Source organism: Pseudomonas sp. S30, from assembly GCF_016518545.1.
Taxonomy (GTDB): domain Bacteria; phylum Pseudomonadota; class Gammaproteobacteria; order Pseudomonadales; family Pseudomonadaceae; genus Aquipseudomonas.
In genome coordinates this window covers 123,294-140,930 of the sequence record NZ_JACVTO010000001.1, presented here as the reverse complement: position 1 = coordinate 140,930, position 17,637 = coordinate 123,294, and the positions used below count along the sequence as shown (strand labels likewise).

Below are 17,637 nucleotides of genomic sequence, written 5' to 3'. Positions count from 1 at the left end.
AGCTAATCGCGCGCACGGCCGCGCACTCCGGATCGGAGCCGGGGAACGATAGCAGACAGGGTTTAGACGCAAAAGTGATGTTTTTGCATATGAAAAGAACCATATGGACTAAGTGAGACTGGCTGCTATTCACCTGCTTGTCGCCCCAGGACCCGTATACTACTTCCCTTTAATGTGTAGGGATTTTCCGAATGCTCTCAAGAGCGCTGTGTTTCGGCCTGATCCTCGGGCTGTCGTGGTTCAGTTCCGCCCGTGCCGCCTCCGTCGTGTTCCTCAACCCTGGCCTGTCGGACGAAACATTCTGGGTCAGCTACACACGCTTCATGCAGGCTGCTGCCGACGATCTGGGCATGCAACTGCACGTTCTCTATGGCGAACGCCAGGCCCAGCGGCAGCTGGCGCAGTTGCGCACCGTGCTCCAGGACGCCCACAAGCCGGATTACCTGGTGCTGGTCAACGAACAATACGCCGCGCCGGAGATGATGCGCCTGGCGCGTGACAGTGGCATCAAGCTGCTCCTGGTCAACAATGGCCTGACGCGAAGCCAGGCCGACGCGGTGCGGGCGCACCCCGAGGCTTACGCGCCACTGCTCGGAACGCTCATGACCAACGACGAGCAAGCCGGCTACCAGATGCTCCATGACCTGGTCGCCAGCCTCCCGGCGTCCAACGAGCCGGTGGAGTTGCTGGCGTTCGCTGGCATCAATACCACGCCGGCTTCACAGTTGCGCGAACGCGGGATGCGTCGTGCACTGGTGCAATTTCCCCGAGTACGACTGCGTCAGGTGGTGTCCGGCGGCTGGAGCCGCCAGCGAGCCTTCGAACAGGCGCAGATCCTGGTCCAGCGCTATCCGAACATTCGCCTGGTGTGGTCGGCCAACGACGAAATGGCGTTTGGCGCCATGCAGGCATTCGAGGCTGCAGGCCGCGTCCCGGGAAAGGACGTGCTGTTCAGCGCCGTCAACAGCTCCCCGCAGGCCCTCCAGGCACGGGTCGATGGACGCCTCAGCGTGCTGATGGGCGGGCATTTCAGCCTGGGAGGCTGGGCCATGGTGATGCTGCACGATGACGCCTCTGGGCTGCCCCTGGGCCGTGACGGTCAACGCGTACGGCGCCTGCCCGTACTACAGACGATCGACGCGGCCAGGGCCAAGCGCTGGCTGGCGTTGGGGGCACGGCCCAATTATGGCATCGACTTTCAACACTATAGTGCGCAGGGCAAGAGTGCCGATTACCGCTATCCCTTCCTGGCCTCGCCGGTGGAGTACTAGGCGCTGCCTGAAAAACCTCGCGACCGGGAGATGCCACGGTGAGAACAGCCGAGGTGAAAGGCCTCGATCGCCAGCCCCGGCTGCGTACCCCAGGGGTTTTCGCTCTGCCTGAATGGCGCTTCGAGCGGGTTCCGACAGACCGCAAAGGCCACACTTGAGCAAAGGCCATTTCTGAACTTAACTGCTTTGGGTGACGTGCATTCCCATAATCAACACAAGAGGCAATGCAATGGCGACCCCTGGCAAGTTGCGCAAACCGGCAGTCAGTGTAGACACCTGGGCTATCCTCAGTCTGGTGCTGCTCGTGGTGATCACGGCGGTCTACTGGCTCGGCCACCACTGATCGATGCGGTCCGCTTCAGGCGGACCCGCGTCCCACCCGCTTGCCGCGCTGCAAACCCACCTCCAGTGCCTGTCCGTCACGCTGCTTGCCCTGCCGGGCAAGGCCTTCGAGCTGCGGAATGAGCATGCCCTCGGGCAAGTGCCGCCAGAATCGCCCTGGCATGTGCTGTCGCAGCACCTCAGGATTCAAACGTGCCGGATTGAAGATCGAGCGATAATACGTGCGCCACATCTCGGCACCGGGGTCATCTGCCTGGCGAGCCCAGGCCATCCACTCGGGCGGGCAAGTTCTTCGATAATCCAGGCGCGCGCCATCGAAACGGATCCCGTCTTCGGAGGTGGCGATCAACCACCGCTGCTTACCCAAACGGTCGGCGAAATGGCTGCTGGCACTTTCCAGAATATCGTGGGCAGGCTCGTGGAAAGCCACCAGGTCCAGTTCCAACCTCCGGGCGATGGGACCTGGAAGCGGTACGAAGCGCAGGAAGGCATGCAGGTGGTGGGCTTCGCGTCGAACCTGTTTGATCCTGCGATGCAGTTCGCTGCCCAGCCTGTCGCCGGCCAGCATTGCCGTACGGTCGCCGTGGGCCACGCGCCAGAGCACCTCATAGAGCAGGCTCCAGCGCTGTTCTCCACGATAGCGGGCGGCCTGTTCGAGCTGAGCCAGCAGTTCAGCGGGCACCCGGGCCTGGAAGGGGCCGGGCCCAGAGGGCAGGGGGGTGGGTACGGCGAGCAGGTCGTCCATCGGGCCTTCGGCCCAGGTCACTTCGCTGGGGTCGATACCGTGGCCCAGCAGTGTTCGAGCCTGCACGCGCCAGGTGCTGAACAGGTTGTCGCACGACAGCGCGATCATGCCCACAAGCCCATCTGCACCGGCGTCTGAGGTTCGCGCAGGCGCTGGCGCAGCAATCCGCTGCGCAGCTCGCCCTGGGAAGGACGATAGTCGCTGGTCACGATGAACGGCCGCGCCTTGTCCAGCACGCAGCGCAACTGGATCAAGTCGTCATAGCGAATGCGCCGTTCGCGGCGCAGCGCTACCAGCCGCTGGACGCTGCGCAAGCCGATGCCGGGAATGCGGGCCAGCAGCGCCGGCTCGGCGCGGTTCACATCCAGCGGGAACACATCGCGATTGGCCAGCGCCCAGGCCAGCTTCGGATCGATGTCCAGTGCCAGGTTGCCGGCCTGGCCGATAAGCTCGCCGGCCTTGTAGCCATACCCACGCATGAGGAAGTCGGCCTGATACAGGCGGTGCTCGCGCAGCAGGGGCGGAGCAGCGAGAGGCACGCTGTTGGGGCTGTCCGGGATCGGGCTGAATGCCGAATAGTAGACGCGCTTCAGCCCATAGCCCTGATAGAGGGATTCGGCGTTGCGCAGCAAAGTGCGATCGTCGGTGGTGTCGGCACCCACGATCACCTGGGTGCTCTGACCGGCCGGGGCGAAGCGGGGAGCGCGCGCCTCACCGGCTACCGCCTGCTGTCCCTGATGGATGATGCCCATGGCCTGGCGAATGGTATGGGCATGCTTCTCCGGCGCCAGACGTTTGAGGCTGGCATCGGTAGGCAGTTCGACATTGACGCTCAGCCGGTCGGCCAGGCGACCGGCTTCTTCGATCAACAAAGGATCGGCATCGGGAATGGTCTTGAGGTGGATGTAGCCGCGAAACCCGTGCTCTTCCCGCAACAGGCGCGCCACCTGGTTCAGCTGCTCCATGGTGTAGTCCGCCGAGCGGATGATGCCCGAGCTCAGGAACAGGCCGCTGATGCAGTTGCGCCGGTAGAAATCCAGGGTCAGCCGCACCACTTCCTCGGGATTGAAACGCGCGCGAGGTACATTGCTGGAGCGGCGATTGACGCAGTACTGGCAGTCGTACAGGCAGAAATTGGTCAGGAGGATCTTCAGCAGCGAAACGCAGCGCCCGTCAGGCGTATAGCTATGGCAGATACCCATGCCATCGGTCGCGCCCAGCCCTTCACGTCCGCGTGAGCTGCGCTTGGGGGCGCCGCTGCTGGCGCAGGAAGCATCGTACTTGGCGGCGTCGGCAAGAATGCCGAGCTTGGCGATGAGTTGCATGCGGAGTTCTCGCAATACTGGTTTTTCATACAGTATTGGTTGAAAGGTCTGCTGGCAAGGGTCTATCGGACAAATGGCGAGGGTGGCAGGTCTGGATGCAAAACGGCCCGCTCGGATCCAGCGATAACTGGATCGGCGAGCGGGCCGTTGTCACTCAGGGCGATAAGGGGCGATCAGACGTCGGCATCCCACGGGCGATCGCCATGCTCGTCCTTGACGCGCGTCGGCAGCCCCATGACGTCCAGCGCCTTGAGGAAAGGCTCGGCCGGCAGTTCCTCGACGTTGACCATGCGCTGGGCATCCCACTCGCCACGAGCGACCAGCAAGGCTGCCGCTACCGGCGGCACACCTGCCGTGTAGGAGATCCCCTGGCTGTCGGTCTCGGCATACGCCTCTTCGTGGTCGGCGACGTTGTAGATGAACACCTCGCGGGGTTGACCATCCTTGGTGCCTTTGACCAGGTCGCCGATGCAGGTCTTGCCGGTATAGCCCGGTGCCAGTGAGGCAGGATCGGGGAGCACGGCCTTGACCACCTTGAGCGGCACCACGTCCAGGCCTTCGGCGGTCCTGACCGGCTGCTCGGAGAGCAGCCCGAGGTTCTTCAGTACGGTGAACACGTTGATGTAATGCTCGCCGAAGCTCATCCAGAAGCGCACGTTCGGCACGTCCAGGTTCTTCGAAATCGAGTGCACTTCATCATGACCGGTCAGGTACAGGTTCTGCGAGCCGACCACGGGCAGCTCGTCAGTGCGCTTGACCTCGAACATGGTATTGCTGGTCCACTCGTTGTTCTGCCAGCTCCACACTTGACCTGTGAACTCACGGAAGTTGATTTCCGGATCGAAGTTGGTGGCGAAGTATTTGCCATGGGAGCCGGCGTTGACATCGAGGATGTCGATCGACTCGATGCGGTCGAAGTACTGCTGCTGCGCGAGCTTGGCGTAGCTGTTCACCACACCCGGGTCGAAGCCGACGCCGAGAATGGCGGTAATGTTCTTCTGCTGGCATTCTTCGAGGTGTTTCCACTCGTAGTTGCCATACCAGGGCGGGGTTTCGCAGATCTTGCCCGGTTCTTCGTGAATCGCGGTGTCCAGATAGGCGACACCGGTGTCGATGCAGGCACGCAGCACCGACATGTTGAGGAAGGCGGAGCCGACGTTGATCACGATCTGCGATTCGGTTTCGCGAATCAGCGCCTTGGTCGCCTCGACATCGAGGGCATTGAGCGAGAAGGCCTGGATGTCGGCGGGTACCTTCAGGCTACCCTTGGCCTTGACGCTGTCGATGATGGCCTGGCATTTGGAGATGTTCCGTGACGCAATGGCGATACGACCGAGTTCGTCGTTATGCTGTGCGCACTTGTGGGCCACCACCTTGGCGACACCTCCTGCACCAATGATAAGAACGTTCTTCTTCAATTTACCCGTTGCTCCTTACTGAAAACGCCTGTCTTCACGACAGGCTGGAAACGTAGTCTTCGAACCCGAACTCGCGCTGGACCTCGACGCTGCCGTCGAGTTGCCTGACGACGATGGCCGGCATCTTCAGGCCGTTGAACCAGTTCTTCTTGACCATGGTGTAGCCCGCGGCGTCGACGAACGACAGGCGATCACCGATGGCCAGTGGGCGGTCGAAGCGGTACTCGCCGAAGATGTCACCGGCCAGGCACGATTTGCCACAGACCATGTAGGTGTGCTCGCCCTGGCTGGGTGCCATCTTGGCATCGAGGCGATAGATCAGCAGGTCGAGCATGTGCGCCTCGATCGAGCTGTCGACCACCGCCAGGTGCTTGCCGTTGTAAAGGGTGTCGAGCACGGTGACTTCCAGCGACGCGCTGTTGGTGATCGCCGCCTCGCCTGGTTCCAGGTACACCTGCACGCCATAGCGCTCGGAAAACGCTTTCAGGCGTGCGCAGAAGGCGTCCAGTGCATAGCCTTCACCGGTGAAGTGAATGCCACCGCCCAGGCTCACCCATTGCACCTTGTGCAGCAGATGGCCGAAGCGCTCCTCGATGTGCGACAGCATCTGGTCGAACAGGCTGAAATCACCGTTCTCGCAGTTGTTGTGGAACATGAAGCCGGAGATCGAGCCGATCACCTGTTCGATCTTCTGCGGATCCCACTCGCCCAGGCGGCTGAACGGACGCGCCGGGTCGGCCAGCAGGTAGTCGGAACTGCTCACCTGAGGGTTGACCCGCAGCCCGCGGGTCTTGCCATCGGAGCGCTTGGCGAATCGCTCGAGCTGGCCGATGGAGTTGAAGATGATCTTGTCGCAGTTCTCCAGCATCTCCTCGATTTCATCGTCGGCCCAGGCCACGCTGTAGGCATGGGTCTCGCCGGCGAACTTCTGCCGGCCGAGCTTGAGTTCGTAGAGCGAGGAGGACGTGGTGCCGTCCATGTACTGTTCCATCAGGTCGAACACCGACCAGGTGGCGAAGCACTTGAGGGCGAGCAATGCCTTGGCGCCAGAGTGCTCGCGCACATAGGCGATCTTCTCCAGGTTGCTCAGCAGCTTGGTTTTGTCGATGAGGTAGTACGGCGTCTTGATCATTTCAAAGGCCCCCGGCCAGGCCGGCCAAAAAAAGGACACGCATTGTGCCTGCCCGCGCCCTGGATCGAAAGGGCAGGGCATGCATTTCCTTCGCGTCGAGCCATCCGTGGGCGTGCATACAATCTGGATTGAATCATTAGTCGCGGCGTCCACTCAGTTGAACAGAAGATTGTGACTATCTGAATCAAACAGGTGCATGCACCGGTGGAGCGAACGATGAGCAACCGCTACAAGCAAGGCGACAAGGTGCACTGGAATTCCGAGGCCGGCGTCATCCATGGCACGGTGGTCAAGGCGCACACCCGTGACGTCGAATTCATGGGCCGCCAGCGTCACTGCTCCAAGGACGAGCCCCAGTACGAAGTCAAGAGCGACAAGACCGGGCATCTGGCGATGCACAAAGAGGATGCGCTGCACAAAGACTGAACCGCAGCGATGGCCTGTCACTCCAAGTTTCATACCCGATGGAAAGGAAGGCTCTCATGAAAAACATGACTCGACTGTTCGCTGGCCTAGCACTGGTCGGCGCTCTGGGCACCTCGACCGCCTGGGCCGACCAGCCTGGCGCCGACTGGACCGTGACCAAGGAACAGGCTCAGGCCTCGCTCAAGGCTGCGGGTTATACCCAGATCACCAAGATCGAGGCCGATGACGGTCATTGGGAAGGCGAGGGGCTCAAGGCCGATGGCATGAAGTACGAGTTCCACGTCGATCCCCACAGCGGCAAGATCACCAAGGACGAGATGGATCACTGATCCAGCCCGTCAAATCCTATCCCTCCCTTGAACCGCGCCTGGCGCGGTTTTTTTTGCCGGTTGGATGCAGGTTTCGTGAAGTTATCGGGTGGCGTCGCGCAGCCAGGTGCGAATCTGTTCCAGGGTCGCAGTCGCACCACCACAGACGATCACCAGAATATTTCGATAGCCTGCCAGGCGTTGCGGAGCGTATGCCAACGCCAGGGCGGCCCCGCAAGCGGGTTCCACCAGAATGCGCTGGTCACGCAGGAAGTCTTCGCACGCCTGCAGGGCTTGACGGTCGCTGACCCGCTCGGCGATCACCGGATGTGCCTGGGTGCAGGCCAACGCCTGGTCGGCGACGCGCTTGGCGCCCAGCGAAGAAGCCACCGAGGCGATGGCGTCGAGTTCCACCGGCTGGCCCGCCGCCATGGCAGCGTGCAGCGACGCAGCGCCCTCGGTTTCCACTGCCAACACCGGCACGTCTTGCCAGCCGTTGCGCTGCAGACCTTCCACCACGCCACTGAGCAGTCCGCCGCCACCGACCGAGAGCACCACCGCATCGGGCTTCACGCCAGCGCGCGCGACTTCGTCGATCATGCTCGCATGACCGGTCCACAACAATGGGTCGTCGAACGGGTGAATGAACGCGTCGCCCTCGCGCAGCAGGCCTTGGGCGTACTGGTTGGCCTCTTGCCAGGAACTGCCGACCACCACGACCGCAGCGTGCTCCTGCTTCAAGAGTTCGACGGCCCGCGCGCTGGTGGTCTCGGGCACCACCACCGTGACCGGCACGCCGAGTGCGCGTCCGGCGTAGGCCACGGCCAGGCCCGCATTGCCCCCCGAGGACGAGACAAAGCGCTGCGCGCCACGGGCGCGATAGACTTCGCAGGCATGCCCGATGCCGCGCAGCTTGAACGAGCCTGATGGCTGCAGCGCCTCGAGCTTGAGCCATACGGTGCATCCGGCGGCCAGTGACAGGGCGCGCGATTCGAGCAGAGGGGTGTGGATATGCAGGGTCATCGAATGCTCCGCGTTCAGCGTTGACGAGCAGCACCGGGCGTCTCGCCGCGCAGCTGTTCGAGGTAGTTGTAGATGGTATAGCGGGTCACGCCCAGGGCTTGGGCGGCCTTCTCGACGCCCCCTTTGACGATGAACAGCCCGCGCTCCTGCATCAGGCGTACGGCCTCGACCTTGGCGCCCTTGTTCATTCGGGCCTGGCCGCAGCGGCGCAGCGCATCCTCCACGATCTCGCGCATCAGCTGGCCAAGGTCGGCGGTCTCGCCCAGGGGGGCCACGGTGGGCGCGGCACCGAGCGGCCTGAAGTGTTCGAGAAATGCCAGGGCCGCATCCAGGCCCGTGTTGTCGGTATTCACGCACAAGCTGGCGAAGGGATGGCCGCTGCTGTCACGAAAGATCGCCGTGGCGCTGCGCAGCGTTCGCCCGCCCAGGGTCGTCGGGTAGTCCGGCAACACCACCGGATCATTACCCTGGCCGTCGTGGCCAGCCTGCATCAGCGCGCGATAGCCTTGGTCCTGCTCGGGTGCTGCCAGGATGGGGCTGCCCACGCGGCGACCAGAGACATGCCCATTGACGACGGCGACCACCGACCGCTCGGGTTGCCCGAGATCGTGCAACAGCACTTCCACGTTGTTCGGGATGACACTGCCCAAGGCCTGGAGGGCGGCCTTGAGCACGTTGAAGGTCAGCGTGTGTTCGCGCGACAGTTCGCTACTGTCCATTCAAAGGCCCACTAAATTCGACTAATTGTGGAATTCTACACAAAAAGTTGAATTTGGCGAGTCTATCGCTTCATCGCGCGGCAGGGGTGGCGAGTGCCGGGGTCAGAGGGGGCACGCTGCGACGCGACCCGGTGCGCTCGAAGGCCGCCGCATAGCGCAGCAAGGCATTGTCATCGTAGGCGCGCCCGGCGAAGGTGAGCCCGACCGGCATACCGATGTCGGCCATGACGCCCATGGGTACGGTGACGGTCGGCACGCCCAGGTGCCGGATCGCCAGGTTGCCGTTGGCCACCCACACGCCATTGCTCCACGCGATGTCGGCCGACTGCGGATTGACGTCGGCATCGGCCGGCCCGACATCGGCCACCGTGGGGAAGAGCACTGCATCGAGGCCCTGACGGTCCATCCACTCCTCCAGGTCGATCTGCCGGGTGCGCTCCAGCCCGCGCAGGCCATCGGGCAGGCTGGCGATCTCGTCCCAGCGTTTGAGCCCGCGCTTGGCCATGTTCACATACTCGTCCATGCCGGCGGCCAGGTCGTCTTCACGATTGGGCAGGGTGCCAGGGTCATGGGGGAAGATCTTCGCACCGTCGACGTCGGCCAGACGATTGAGTGCTGGATCATCGTTGGCCCGCAGGAAATCGTCGAACGCCCATCCAGAGAGCTCCCACAGCTCGTCATGCAGGAATTCCCGGCTGACGATGCCGCGCGTGTAGACCGTCGGCGCACCCGGCCTGTCGCCCTCGCAGTTCGACACCAGCGGGAAATCCGTCTCCACCACCTCGGCGCCTGCCGCTTGCAGAGCCCGACGTGCCTGCTGCCACAGGTCGATCACGCTGGCGCGGGTCTGGATGCGCTGACCGGTCGGGCCGCCGATGCCCGGCTTCTCCGAGGTGCCGGCCTGTGGGTCGGCGTTGATGTACATGCGCGGCACGGCGAAGCGCTTGCCCTTGAGTGCGCCGGCATCGGCACTCAGGCTCAGATAGCTGGCCGGGCGCACGCTGGACGCCGGAGGGATCGGCACCCAGGGCTGCAGGCGCCACAGGTCGCCGCGCGTGTCGGCGTCGTCGGCGACCACCACATCGAGGATTTCCAGCAGGTCGGCCATGGTGCGGGCATACGGCACCACCACGTCCATGGTCGGCGTCAGCGGCCAGTTGCCGCGCACCGAGATCACCCCGCGCGAGGGCGTGTAGGCGCACAGGCCATTGTTCGAGGCCGGACCGCGGCCGCTGGACCAGGTCTCTTCGGCCAGGCCGAATGCACTGAAGCTCGCAGCCGTGGCGGTGCCTGCGCCATTGGAGGAGCCCGAGGCGAACGGCGCGGTGAGGTAGCGGGCGTTGTACGGGCTTTGTGCACGGCCATAGACGCCACGTTGCATGCCGCCATTGGCCATGGGCGGCATGTTGGTCTTGCCCAGGCAGATCGCCCCGGCGGCGCGCAGGCGCTCGACGGTGAACGCATCACGCTGGGCGACCAGGTCCTTGAAGGCGGGACTGCCGGAGGCGGCAGTCAGGCCCTTGACCAGGTAGCTGTCCTTGGCGGTATAGGGGATGCCGTCCAGCGGCCCGAGGGTCTTGCCGGCGGCGCGGCGCGCATCGGAGGCGGCTGCCTCGTCGAGCGCCAGGGGGTTGCGCACCACGACGGCGTTGAGCGCGGTGGCGGTGTCGGCGCCGTCGTAGGCGTCGATGCGGGCCAGATAGGCGTTCACCAGCTCCACTGCGCTAGTGCGGCCGGATTCGAGCGCAGCGCGCAGCTCGGCAATGGAAACCTCGGTTACCTCGATCATGCTGTCACCAAACTGTACGGGTGGATTTCATGCCGGCGAGTGTACAAGAAGGCCTGCATGGGCGCAGGTGTGCGTCGGGGAAAAACGCCGTTGCAGCGCGGCACGAACATCAGCAGCGGAAGGCGGGTCCAGGTTGACGAATGTCAGGGAAAAGCCTTGGTGAAGATAAGGAAAGGCCGATAGCTGTTGTCCGATAAAACCATCAGCGTCTACCGTTTGTCTCAGGTAACCGTGCGCATGAAGCGCGCCGCTGGCCCCGCAGGCCCCTCTGGAGAGTCCCGTTATATGGCAAGATCCCCTGAACCCCCTCGCGCTTCGTCCATCAACCCGCCGGTCTTCTGGATCTCAGCCATCCTGCTGCTGCTCCTGGTGATCTACGCCAGCGTTTTCCGCGACCATGCCCAATCGCTGTTCGCCCACATCCAGGGGTGGATCATCGTCAATGTCAGCTGGTTCTACATCCTGGCCGTGGCATTGATCCTGGGCACGGTGGTGTTTCTGGGCATCAGCCGCTACGGCGACATCAAACTGGGCCCCGATCACAGCACGCCGGACTACAACAATGCCACGTGGTTCGCCATGCTGTTCTCCGCCGGCATGGGCATCGGTCTGATGTTCTTCGGCGTGGCGGAACCTGTGATGCACTTCCTCAAGCCACCGCTGGGTGAAGGCGGCTCGGTCATGGCGGCCGGTGAGGCGATGCGCATCACCTTCTTCCACTGGGGGCTGCATGCCTGGGCGATCTACGCGGTGGTGGCGCTGATCCTGGCCTACTTCAGCTATCGTCACGGCCTGCCACTGACCTTGCGCTCGGCGCTGTACCCACTGATCGGCGAACGCATCCATGGCCCCCTGGGCCATGCGGTCGACATCTTCGCCATCATCGGCACGGTGTTCGGCGTGGCGACCTCGCTGGGCTTCGGCGTGTCGCAGATCAACACCGGGCTCAATGCACTGTTTGGCGTGCCGGTGTCGATTCCCGTGCAGATCGCGCTGATCATCGGCACCACGTTCCTGGCCACGCTGTCGGTGATGTCCGGCCTGGACAAAGGCATTCGGCGCCTGTCCGAACTCAACCTGGGCCTGGCCGTGCTGCTGCTGCTGGGCGTCATGCTGCTCGGCCCGACAGTGCTGATCCTGCAGACCTTCGTGCAGAACACCGGCGGCTACCTCAGCGAAATCGTCAGCCGGACCTTGAACCTCTACGCCTATCAGCCCACCGACTGGATTGGCGGCTGGACATTGTTCTACTGGGGCTGGTGGCTGGCCTGGTCGCCCTTCGTCGGCCTGTTCATCGCCCGGATTTCCCGCGGTCGCACCATCCGGGAGTTCGTCACCGGCGTGCTGCTGGTACCCACCGCCTTCACCTGGATGACGGTGTTCGGCAATACCGCGATCCACATGATCCTCGACCAAGGCCTGACCGACCTGGCGGCCGCTGTGGAGAAGGATACGTCCCTGGCGCTGTTCGCTTTTCTGGAGCATTTCCCGTTCGCCAGCGTCATCAGCACCCTGGCCGTGGTGATGGTGGTGGTGTTCTTCGTCACCTCCGCCGACACCGGGGCGATGGTGGTGGACATGCTCGCCTCCGGCGGTCAGGAAGGCACGCCCCTGCGCCAGCGCATCTTCTGGGCAGCGAGCATGGGCCTGGTGGCCATCGCCCTGTTGCTGGCCGACGGCCTCAAGGCCTTGCAGACCGCGACCATCGCCAGCGCATTGCCCTTCACCATCGCCTTGTTGCTGAGCATGCGTGGGTTGCTAAAGGCGCTCAAGCTCGATGCCACAAAGCGTGACCTGCGCTATCAGGCCTTGGCCATTTCGCCCACCGCTTCACGCGCGGCGGGCAACTGGCAGCGGCGCTTGCGCACCCTGGCGATGTTTCCGCGTCGCTCGCACGTGCAGCGCTTCATCGCCGAAGTGGGATTGCCGGCGTGTCAATCGGTGAGTGAAGAGTGGCGGCGGCAGGGCTACGAGTGCAGTGTGGAGGAGGGCGAAGGGGGGCGCGTGACGCTCAAGGTCGGTCCGAGCGACGACGTCTTCATCTACGAGATCCGCCCGCGGGCCTATGCGATGCCCAGCTTCGTACTGAGCGACGTGTCCGGTGAGGAGCGCAAGTACTTCCGTGCCGAAGTGCATCTGCGCGAGGGTGGGCAGGATCACGATGTGATGGGCTGGTCCAAGGACGAAGTGATCGGCGACATTCTCGACCACTACGAGCGCCACCTGCACTACCTGCATCTGGTGGGGTGAGCAAAAAAACGGGCCGCATCAGCGGCCCGTTTCACCAGCGGCCACGTCTCAGCGTTTGGCAGCCTGGATGGCGAGCACCACGCCATTGGTGGTCTGTACCAGCACGTAATTGCTGCCCATCTTGACCCAGTGGCTTTCCTTTTCCGGAGCCTGCAGGCCGAGGGCCTTCCAGTTCTTGATGGCGGCGTCCTCGCGCTTGTACTGATCGGGCGCCTTGTCGCCTTCCTTGAGTTCCCGGTTATGAGATTCAGGCGCCTTGACGCTTTCGACGTTGGACTCGGCAGCCTGCGCCACGAGCGGCAACTGAGTCAGGGGCAGGGTAAACAGCAGGGCGCACATCAGAGATCGGGTTTTCATGCAGGCATTCCTCATGGACATTCTGCGGGTTCGACAACTTCTGGCGTGCAAGAATTCACTCGGCGGCGAGGGCAGTGCTACAGTCGCCTCTTTTATTCCGAGGATGGAACATGCGAGCACTTTTGCCGATGGCCGCGGCCCTGATGATGGTCGGTTGCGCATCGTCGACCATGGACGCCGCACGCACCGGGCAGCCAGGGGCGCGCCTGGATTCGCAGAAGGCGCCGGAGCTGGTGGCGCAATGCATCCAGTTCAGCTGGCAGGAGGAAGCCCGCTTCGGCGTGGATGCCAGCGGTTACCTGGAACCGCGCAAGACTGGTGGGTTCACGGTCTACACCCGCGAGGCGGAGTCCTTCGTCGATGTCTACCCACAGGCCGGTGGCACGCGGGTCGACTACTACGCGCAGAAGAACGACATGACGGCCTTGCAGCGCAAAGCCGCCGCCGCCACCTGCCTGTGAGTCACCGCGGCATATAGCGCAGTTGCCAGCGTCGCGGGATTTTCCACGACGCCAGCGCCAACAGCAGCGCCACCAGCCCACTGGCCAGCAGCGCCGTGCGCTCGAAGCGCTGCTCCAGCAATACGCCAAGCACCGCGCCGATGAACATGCCGGCCCACGGCACCAGTTGCACGCGCCAACCCAGGCGCTGCTGGCCCAGCAGTGTGCGCCCCAGGCCTCGACCGAAGCGTGACAGCGCCCCGGTGACGTAGGTCAGCCCGATGGGCAGGCCATTCACTTCCTCGACCACCGCATTGATCATGCCCATCGCCGTCACTGCGGCCAGCAGCGCAACCAGTTGCAGCGAGTCGGGCAACACTGCGGCGACCGTCAGCAGTGCGGCAATCACGCCGAGCAGCGGCCAGTGGCGTCTGCCGCTGCCCGTCGCGACGATGACCCCTAGGGCATTGCCCAGGATGAACGCCAGGATCACCAGCCCCAGGCGCAGGATCGGTCCCCCCTCGGCGTTGCCCAGGGAGACTGCCAGGCGGGTGGTATTGCCACTCATGAAAGACACGAAATCGCCGGTGGCCAGAAAGCCGATCGCATCGGTCATCCCGGCCAGAACGGACAGGGCGGCGACGAAATACAGGCCTACCGTACCGCGGCGTTGAACCTGGCGCTGGCGGCGGCTGTTGGATGACGCAGGGCGAGGCAGCATCGTGGACCTTCTCCAGTCTGGCCGGAGACTGCGTGCCCGGCGCCGCGCAGTATAGCCGAGACGCAGCCCGCACCGTTCACGCGTTGCCTGTGGTCTGTCAGGCTATTGCACCGCGGGCCAGTTCTGGTCGGGGCGGGCGTCGCCGGGCGGAGCTCATGGCTGTCGGTGTCGTGCCCCCGCGGCCCCGTTACCGGTCAGGACAGGAACCCGCCGTCGACATTCAGCGCCGTCCCCGTGGTGTAGCTGGAGGCGTCGCTGGCCAGGTACAGCACGGCGCCGGCCATCTCGCCGGGCGCCGCGACGCGCTTGAGTGGAATCTGCTGCAGGGCGGTCTTGAGGATGGCGTCGTTGTGGACCAGCGCCGAGGCGAACTTGGTATCGGTCAGGCCCGGCAGCAGTGCGTTGCAGCGAATGCCGAACTGGGCGCATTCCTTGGCGAAGACCTTGGTCATGTTGATCACGGCGGCCTTGGTCACCGAATAGATGCCCTGGAACACCCCGGGCGTCACGCCGTTGATGGACGCCACGTTGATGATGCTGCCGCCGCCGTGCTCGCGCATCAGCTTGCCGGCTTCCACCGACATGAAGAAATAGCCGCGGATGTTCACGTCGACGGTCTTCTGGAACGCGCCGGCATCGGTGTCCAGCACGTTGCAGAACTGCGGGTTGGTGGCGGCATTGTTGACCAGGATATCGAGGCGGCCGAAGCGTTCGCGGATGTCGACGAACACCTGGCGGATCTGCTCCAGCTCGCCGATGTGACAAGCCATGGCGGTTGCCTGGCCACCCGCCGCGACGATAGCGTCGGCCACCTGCTGGCAACCTTCGAGCTTGCGGCTGGAGACGATCACATGGGCCCCTTGCTGGGCCAGCAACAAGGCGATGGCTTCGCCGATACCGCGGCTGGCGCCGGAAACGAAGGCGATCTTGCCATCGAGGTTGAACAGGGAGGTCTTGGACATGCCGGGTTTCCTTGTGATGAGGGGCAGGCCTTGCGGGTCAGAGGTCTGAGGCGTCGATCACCTGCAGGGCCATGTGCTCGAGTAGACGGTTCATCTGGATGAACTGGGCGAAACGTCGGTCCTGGGTCTGACCGTGGTGGAAGCGGTAGTAGATCTGCTGGACGATGCCGGCCAGACGGAACAGGCCGTAGCAGTAGTAGAAATCGAAATTGTCGATGCGAATACCGGAACGCTCGGCGTAGTACTCCACGAACTGCCGTCGGTTCAACATGCCTGGGGCATTGCTGGGCTGGCGGCGCATCAACTGCACCGGCGGGGGGTCGTCGGCCTCGATCCAGTAGGCCAGGCTGTTGCCCAGGTCCATGAGCGGATCGCCCAGGGTCGCCATCTCCCAGTCCAGCACGCCAATGATGCGCATCGGGTTGTCGGGATCGAGGATGACGTTGTCGAAGCGGTAGTCGTTGTGCACGATGCTGGGTCGAACATGGTCGGCGGGCTGTTTTTCCCGCAGCCATTCGACGACCCGCGTCCAGCGTGGCGCATCAGGGGTCAAGGCCTTCTCGTAACGACTGGACCAGCCTTCGACCTGGCGCTGTACATAGCCCTCCGGCCGGCCAAGATCGGCAAGGCCGCAGGCGTGGTAATCGACCTGATGCAGTTCGACCAGCCGGTCGATGAAACTCTTGCACAGCGCTTCTGTACGATCTGCATCCAGGTTCAGTTGCGGTGGCAGATCCGAGCGCAGGATGATGCCCTTGACCCGCTCCATCACGTAGAACTCGCTGCCGATCAGCGAGGTATCGGTGCAGTGGGCATAGGCTTTGGGGCAATAGGGAAAGCCGACGTTGAGCTGGTTGAGAATGCGAAATTCGCGGCCCATGTCGTGGGCCGATTTGGCTTTCTGTCCGAACGGGGGGCGGCGCAAGACCAGCTCGTGCTCGGGATAGGCCACCAGGTAGGTAAGATTGGACGCTCCTCCGGGGAACTGGCTGATGGTTGCCGAACCCGACAGGCCTGGCACATGCGCCTTGAGATAGCGATCGATGCGTGCGACGTCGATTTCTTCGCCTGGGCGTACCTGAGTGGACTGATCGGTGAGCGTCATACCTGTACCTTATTCCCGATGGCAGCGATCATTGGCTAATCTAATGGCGTGGCGAAGACGGAACAAGCGTGCCAGGAGGTCAATCGACGCGGGTGTTGCTGTTCGATCAGCACCCTTGATGACGTTCGGCGGAGCCTGCGCAGGCGAAAAAAAACCGAAGCCATGGCTTCGGTCTTTTCCGAGATACCTGACCCTGTCTCAGGACGGGAACAGTTCGCTCAATTTCATCGACAGCATCATGTCGCCTTCGACGCGCAGCTTGCCGCTCATGAAGGCCTGCATACCATCGGTTTCGCCGCTGACGATGCCTTTGAGCGTTTCACTGTCCATGACCAGGGTGCAGTTGGCATCCGGGTTTTCCCCTTCCTGCAACTCGCAGGTGCCATCCTTGACGATCAGCGCGTAGTGCTTGTCTTCGTCGGTGATGTTGAAGCCGAACACCAGGTCCAGGCCGGCGGCAGCGGATGGGTTGAACTTCTCTTGCATCTTTTTCACGGCATCAGCTACGGAGGTCATGGTGCATTCCTTGTTGAGTGATCTACAGGTCCCCGAAGGGACGGGACGTACCGGGTTCTAGCGATAGGTCAGAAGCTCCGGTGCCTTCAGCAGCCGCACATGGGCCTGGCTGTTGAAGGAAGCCAGCGTGACGTCGCGGCCGCGAAACTTCAGCAGGCTGAGCGACGTATTGATGATCTGCCAGTTCAGGGTGAACGCCTGCGCTGGGGTAATGCCGGTGATTCGGTGCAGCAGCGCGGCGATGCTGCCGCCGGAGGTGAAGATGGCGATGGAGTCGCCAGTGGACGCGCCCGCGAGCACACGGTCCAATCCGGCATTGACGCGGTCGGTGAAGCTCGACCAGCTTTCCAGGCCCTCGATGGGGTGGTAGCGGCCCTCGTGCCAATGCTGCACCAGTTGCGCGAACAGGCGCTGGAACTCGCCCGGACGCTGGCACGCATCGCGCAATACGTTGAGCGCGTTAGGCTCGTCCGGTAGCAGGGCAGGGAGCAGGCCGCGGATGACCCCCTCGGCATCGAACTCGTCGAACGCCGGGTCGGTTTCCAGATCAGGCACGGCACAGCCTGCCATTGCCATGGCATCCAGCGCCAGGCGCGCAGTGTCCTGCTGGCGGCGCAAGCCACCGGCCAGGCAGCGATCCAGGCGCAGCCCCAGCTGGGCGAGATGAGCGCCGAGCGCTTCGCTCTGCCGCCGGCCGACAGGCGACAGCACGTCGTAGTCGTCGGCACCGAAGGAGGCTTGGCCATGTCGGATCAGGTAGATATCGCCCACTGCTATGTCCGGCCACG

Annotated in this window: 18 protein-coding genes; 5 read left to right on the top strand and 13 right to left on the bottom strand. The window is 63.5% G+C overall.

Annotation, left to right across the window (positions count from 1 at the left end):
- Positions 1–191 precede the first annotated feature (191 nt).
- The gene (locus IAE34_RS00630; protein WP_200136928.1) at positions 192–1,271 is read left to right on the top strand and encodes an ABC transporter substrate-binding protein; all 1,080 of its coding nucleotides are present in this window, start codon (positions 192–194) and stop codon (positions 1,269–1,271) included.
- Positions 1,272–1,629: 358 nt separating this feature from the next.
- On the opposite strand, the gene IAE34_RS00625 is transcribed toward IAE34_RS00630, so the two are convergent.
- From IAE34_RS00625 to IAE34_RS00610, 4 genes are all read right to left on the bottom strand, one after another.
- Positions 1,630–2,466, bottom strand: coding sequence for a TIGR03915 family putative DNA repair protein (locus IAE34_RS00625; RefSeq protein WP_200136927.1), 837 nt, complete (start codon positions 2,464–2,466; stop codon positions 1,630–1,632).
- Entirely contained in the window at positions 2,463–3,683 is a 1,221-nt protein-coding gene (locus IAE34_RS00620; RefSeq protein ID WP_200136926.1) for a putative DNA modification/repair radical SAM protein, read from the bottom strand. The genes IAE34_RS00625 and IAE34_RS00620 overlap by 4 nt, the downstream gene beginning before the upstream one ends.
- 173 nt (positions 3,684–3,856) lie before the next feature.
- Positions 3,857–5,101 carry a saccharopine dehydrogenase family protein gene (locus tag IAE34_RS00615; RefSeq protein ID WP_200136925.1) on the bottom strand — a complete coding sequence of 415 codons (1,245 nt, stop codon included), beginning with the start codon at positions 5,099–5,101 and terminating at the stop codon, positions 3,857–3,859.
- 34 nt (positions 5,102–5,135) lie between these two features.
- Complete coding sequence (locus IAE34_RS00610; RefSeq protein WP_200136924.1) at positions 5,136–6,233, bottom strand: carboxynorspermidine decarboxylase; 1,098 nt, start codon at positions 6,231–6,233, stop codon at positions 5,136–5,138.
- A gap of 216 nt (positions 6,234–6,449) precedes the next feature.
- Between IAE34_RS00610 and IAE34_RS00605 the strand changes: the two genes are divergently transcribed.
- Positions 6,450–6,659, top strand: coding sequence for a DUF2945 domain-containing protein (locus IAE34_RS00605; protein WP_200136923.1), 210 nt, complete (start codon positions 6,450–6,452; stop codon positions 6,657–6,659).
- 56 nt (positions 6,660–6,715) lie between these two features.
- On the top strand, positions 6,716–6,988 hold the full coding sequence (locus tag IAE34_RS00600) for a PepSY domain-containing protein (RefSeq protein WP_200136922.1): 273 nt from the start codon (positions 6,716–6,718) through the stop codon (positions 6,986–6,988).
- 81 nt (positions 6,989–7,069) lie between these two features.
- Here IAE34_RS00600 and IAE34_RS00595 read toward each other — a convergent pair whose 3' ends face one another.
- The 3 genes from IAE34_RS00595 to IAE34_RS00585 form a co-directional block, all read right to left on the bottom strand.
- Complete coding sequence (locus tag IAE34_RS00595) at positions 7,070–7,990, bottom strand: pyridoxal-phosphate dependent enzyme (RefSeq protein ID WP_200136921.1); 921 nt, start codon at positions 7,988–7,990, stop codon at positions 7,070–7,072.
- A gap of 14 nt (positions 7,991–8,004) precedes the next feature.
- Positions 8,005–8,709, bottom strand: coding sequence for a helix-turn-helix transcriptional regulator (locus tag IAE34_RS00590; RefSeq protein ID WP_200136920.1), 705 nt, complete (start codon positions 8,707–8,709; stop codon positions 8,005–8,007).
- Between the two features lie 70 nt (positions 8,710–8,779).
- Complete coding sequence (locus IAE34_RS00585) at positions 8,780–10,498, bottom strand: amidase (protein WP_200136919.1); 1,719 nt, start codon at positions 10,496–10,498, stop codon at positions 8,780–8,782.
- 285 nt (positions 10,499–10,783) lie between these two features.
- Between IAE34_RS00585 and IAE34_RS00580 the strand changes: the two genes are divergently transcribed.
- Positions 10,784–12,748 carry a BCCT family transporter gene (locus tag IAE34_RS00580; RefSeq protein ID WP_200136918.1) on the top strand — a complete coding sequence of 655 codons (1,965 nt, stop codon included), beginning with the start codon at positions 10,784–10,786 and terminating at the stop codon, positions 12,746–12,748.
- Between the two features lie 48 nt (positions 12,749–12,796).
- On the opposite strand, the gene IAE34_RS00575 is transcribed toward IAE34_RS00580, so the two are convergent.
- A complete protein-coding gene (locus tag IAE34_RS00575; RefSeq protein WP_200136917.1) occupies positions 12,797–13,105 on the bottom strand; it encodes an RcnB family protein in 309 nt (102 codons plus the stop codon).
- Between the two features lie 110 nt (positions 13,106–13,215).
- On the opposite strand from IAE34_RS00575, the gene IAE34_RS00570 reads away from it, so the two are divergent.
- Positions 13,216–13,566 carry a hypothetical protein gene (locus tag IAE34_RS00570; protein ID WP_200136916.1) on the top strand — a complete coding sequence of 117 codons (351 nt, stop codon included), beginning with the start codon at positions 13,216–13,218 and terminating at the stop codon, positions 13,564–13,566.
- 1 nt (position 13,567) lies between these two features.
- On the opposite strand, the gene IAE34_RS00565 is transcribed toward IAE34_RS00570, so the two are convergent.
- The 5 genes from IAE34_RS00565 to IAE34_RS00545 form a co-directional block, all read right to left on the bottom strand.
- Entirely contained in the window at positions 13,568–14,266 is a 699-nt protein-coding gene (locus IAE34_RS00565) for a YoaK family protein (RefSeq protein WP_200136915.1), read from the bottom strand.
- A 194-nt stretch (positions 14,267–14,460) separates the two neighbouring features.
- Positions 14,461–15,228, bottom strand: coding sequence for an SDR family oxidoreductase (locus tag IAE34_RS00560; RefSeq protein WP_200136914.1), 768 nt, complete (start codon positions 15,226–15,228; stop codon positions 14,461–14,463).
- A 37-nt stretch (positions 15,229–15,265) separates the two neighbouring features.
- Entirely contained in the window at positions 15,266–16,333 is a 1,068-nt protein-coding gene (locus IAE34_RS00555; RefSeq protein WP_200136913.1) for a phosphotransferase family protein, read from the bottom strand.
- Between the two features lie 198 nt (positions 16,334–16,531).
- Positions 16,532–16,849, bottom strand: coding sequence for an SCP2 sterol-binding domain-containing protein (locus IAE34_RS00550; protein ID WP_200136912.1), 318 nt, complete (start codon positions 16,847–16,849; stop codon positions 16,532–16,534).
- A 57-nt stretch (positions 16,850–16,906) separates the two neighbouring features.
- Positions 16,907–17,620 (bottom strand): histidine phosphatase family protein, encoded by a 714-nt coding sequence (locus IAE34_RS00545; protein WP_200136911.1) that lies wholly within the window; start codon positions 17,618–17,620, stop codon positions 16,907–16,909.
- Positions 17,621–17,637: the final 17 nt, after the last annotated feature.

What these genes read in the sequence shown, in the direction of transcription:
- IAE34_RS00610 (WP_200136924.1), bottom strand. Translation starts at nt 6,233, where the DNA reads ATGATCAAGACGCCGTACTACCTCATCGACAAAACCAAGCTGCTGAGC.
- IAE34_RS00625 (WP_200136927.1), bottom strand. Translation starts at nt 2,466, where the DNA reads ATGATCGCGCTGTCGTGCGACAACCTGTTCAGCACCTGGCGCGTGCAG.
- IAE34_RS00580 (WP_200136918.1), top strand. Translation starts at nt 10,784, where the DNA reads ATGGCAAGATCCCCTGAACCCCCTCGCGCTTCGTCCATCAACCCGCCG.
- IAE34_RS00565 (WP_200136915.1), bottom strand. Translation starts at nt 14,266, where the DNA reads ATGCTGCCTCGCCCTGCGTCATCCAACAGCCGCCGCCAGCGCCAGGTT.
- IAE34_RS00605 (WP_200136923.1), top strand. Translation starts at nt 6,450, where the DNA reads ATGAGCAACCGCTACAAGCAAGGCGACAAGGTGCACTGGAATTCCGAG.
- IAE34_RS00630 (WP_200136928.1), top strand. Translation starts at nt 192, where the DNA reads ATGCTCTCAAGAGCGCTGTGTTTCGGCCTGATCCTCGGGCTGTCGTGG.
- IAE34_RS00560 (WP_200136914.1), bottom strand. Translation starts at nt 15,228, where the DNA reads ATGTCCAAGACCTCCCTGTTCAACCTCGATGGCAAGATCGCCTTCGTT.
- IAE34_RS00585 (WP_200136919.1), bottom strand. Translation starts at nt 10,498, where the DNA reads ATGATCGAGGTAACCGAGGTTTCCATTGCCGAGCTGCGCGCTGCGCTC.
- IAE34_RS00590 (WP_200136920.1), bottom strand. Translation starts at nt 8,709, where the DNA reads ATGGACAGTAGCGAACTGTCGCGCGAACACACGCTGACCTTCAACGTG.
- IAE34_RS00570 (WP_200136916.1), top strand. Translation starts at nt 13,216, where the DNA reads ATGCGAGCACTTTTGCCGATGGCCGCGGCCCTGATGATGGTCGGTTGC.
- IAE34_RS00555 (WP_200136913.1), bottom strand. Translation starts at nt 16,333, where the DNA reads ATGACGCTCACCGATCAGTCCACTCAGGTACGCCCAGGCGAAGAAATC.
- IAE34_RS00595 (WP_200136921.1), bottom strand. Translation starts at nt 7,990, where the DNA reads ATGACCCTGCATATCCACACCCCTCTGCTCGAATCGCGCGCCCTGTCA.
- IAE34_RS00600 (WP_200136922.1), top strand. Translation starts at nt 6,716, where the DNA reads ATGAAAAACATGACTCGACTGTTCGCTGGCCTAGCACTGGTCGGCGCT.
- IAE34_RS00575 (WP_200136917.1), bottom strand. Translation starts at nt 13,105, where the DNA reads ATGAAAACCCGATCTCTGATGTGCGCCCTGCTGTTTACCCTGCCCCTG.
- IAE34_RS00620 (WP_200136926.1), bottom strand. Translation starts at nt 3,683, where the DNA reads ATGCAACTCATCGCCAAGCTCGGCATTCTTGCCGACGCCGCCAAGTAC.
- IAE34_RS00550 (WP_200136912.1), bottom strand. Translation starts at nt 16,849, where the DNA reads ATGACCTCCGTAGCTGATGCCGTGAAAAAGATGCAAGAGAAGTTCAAC.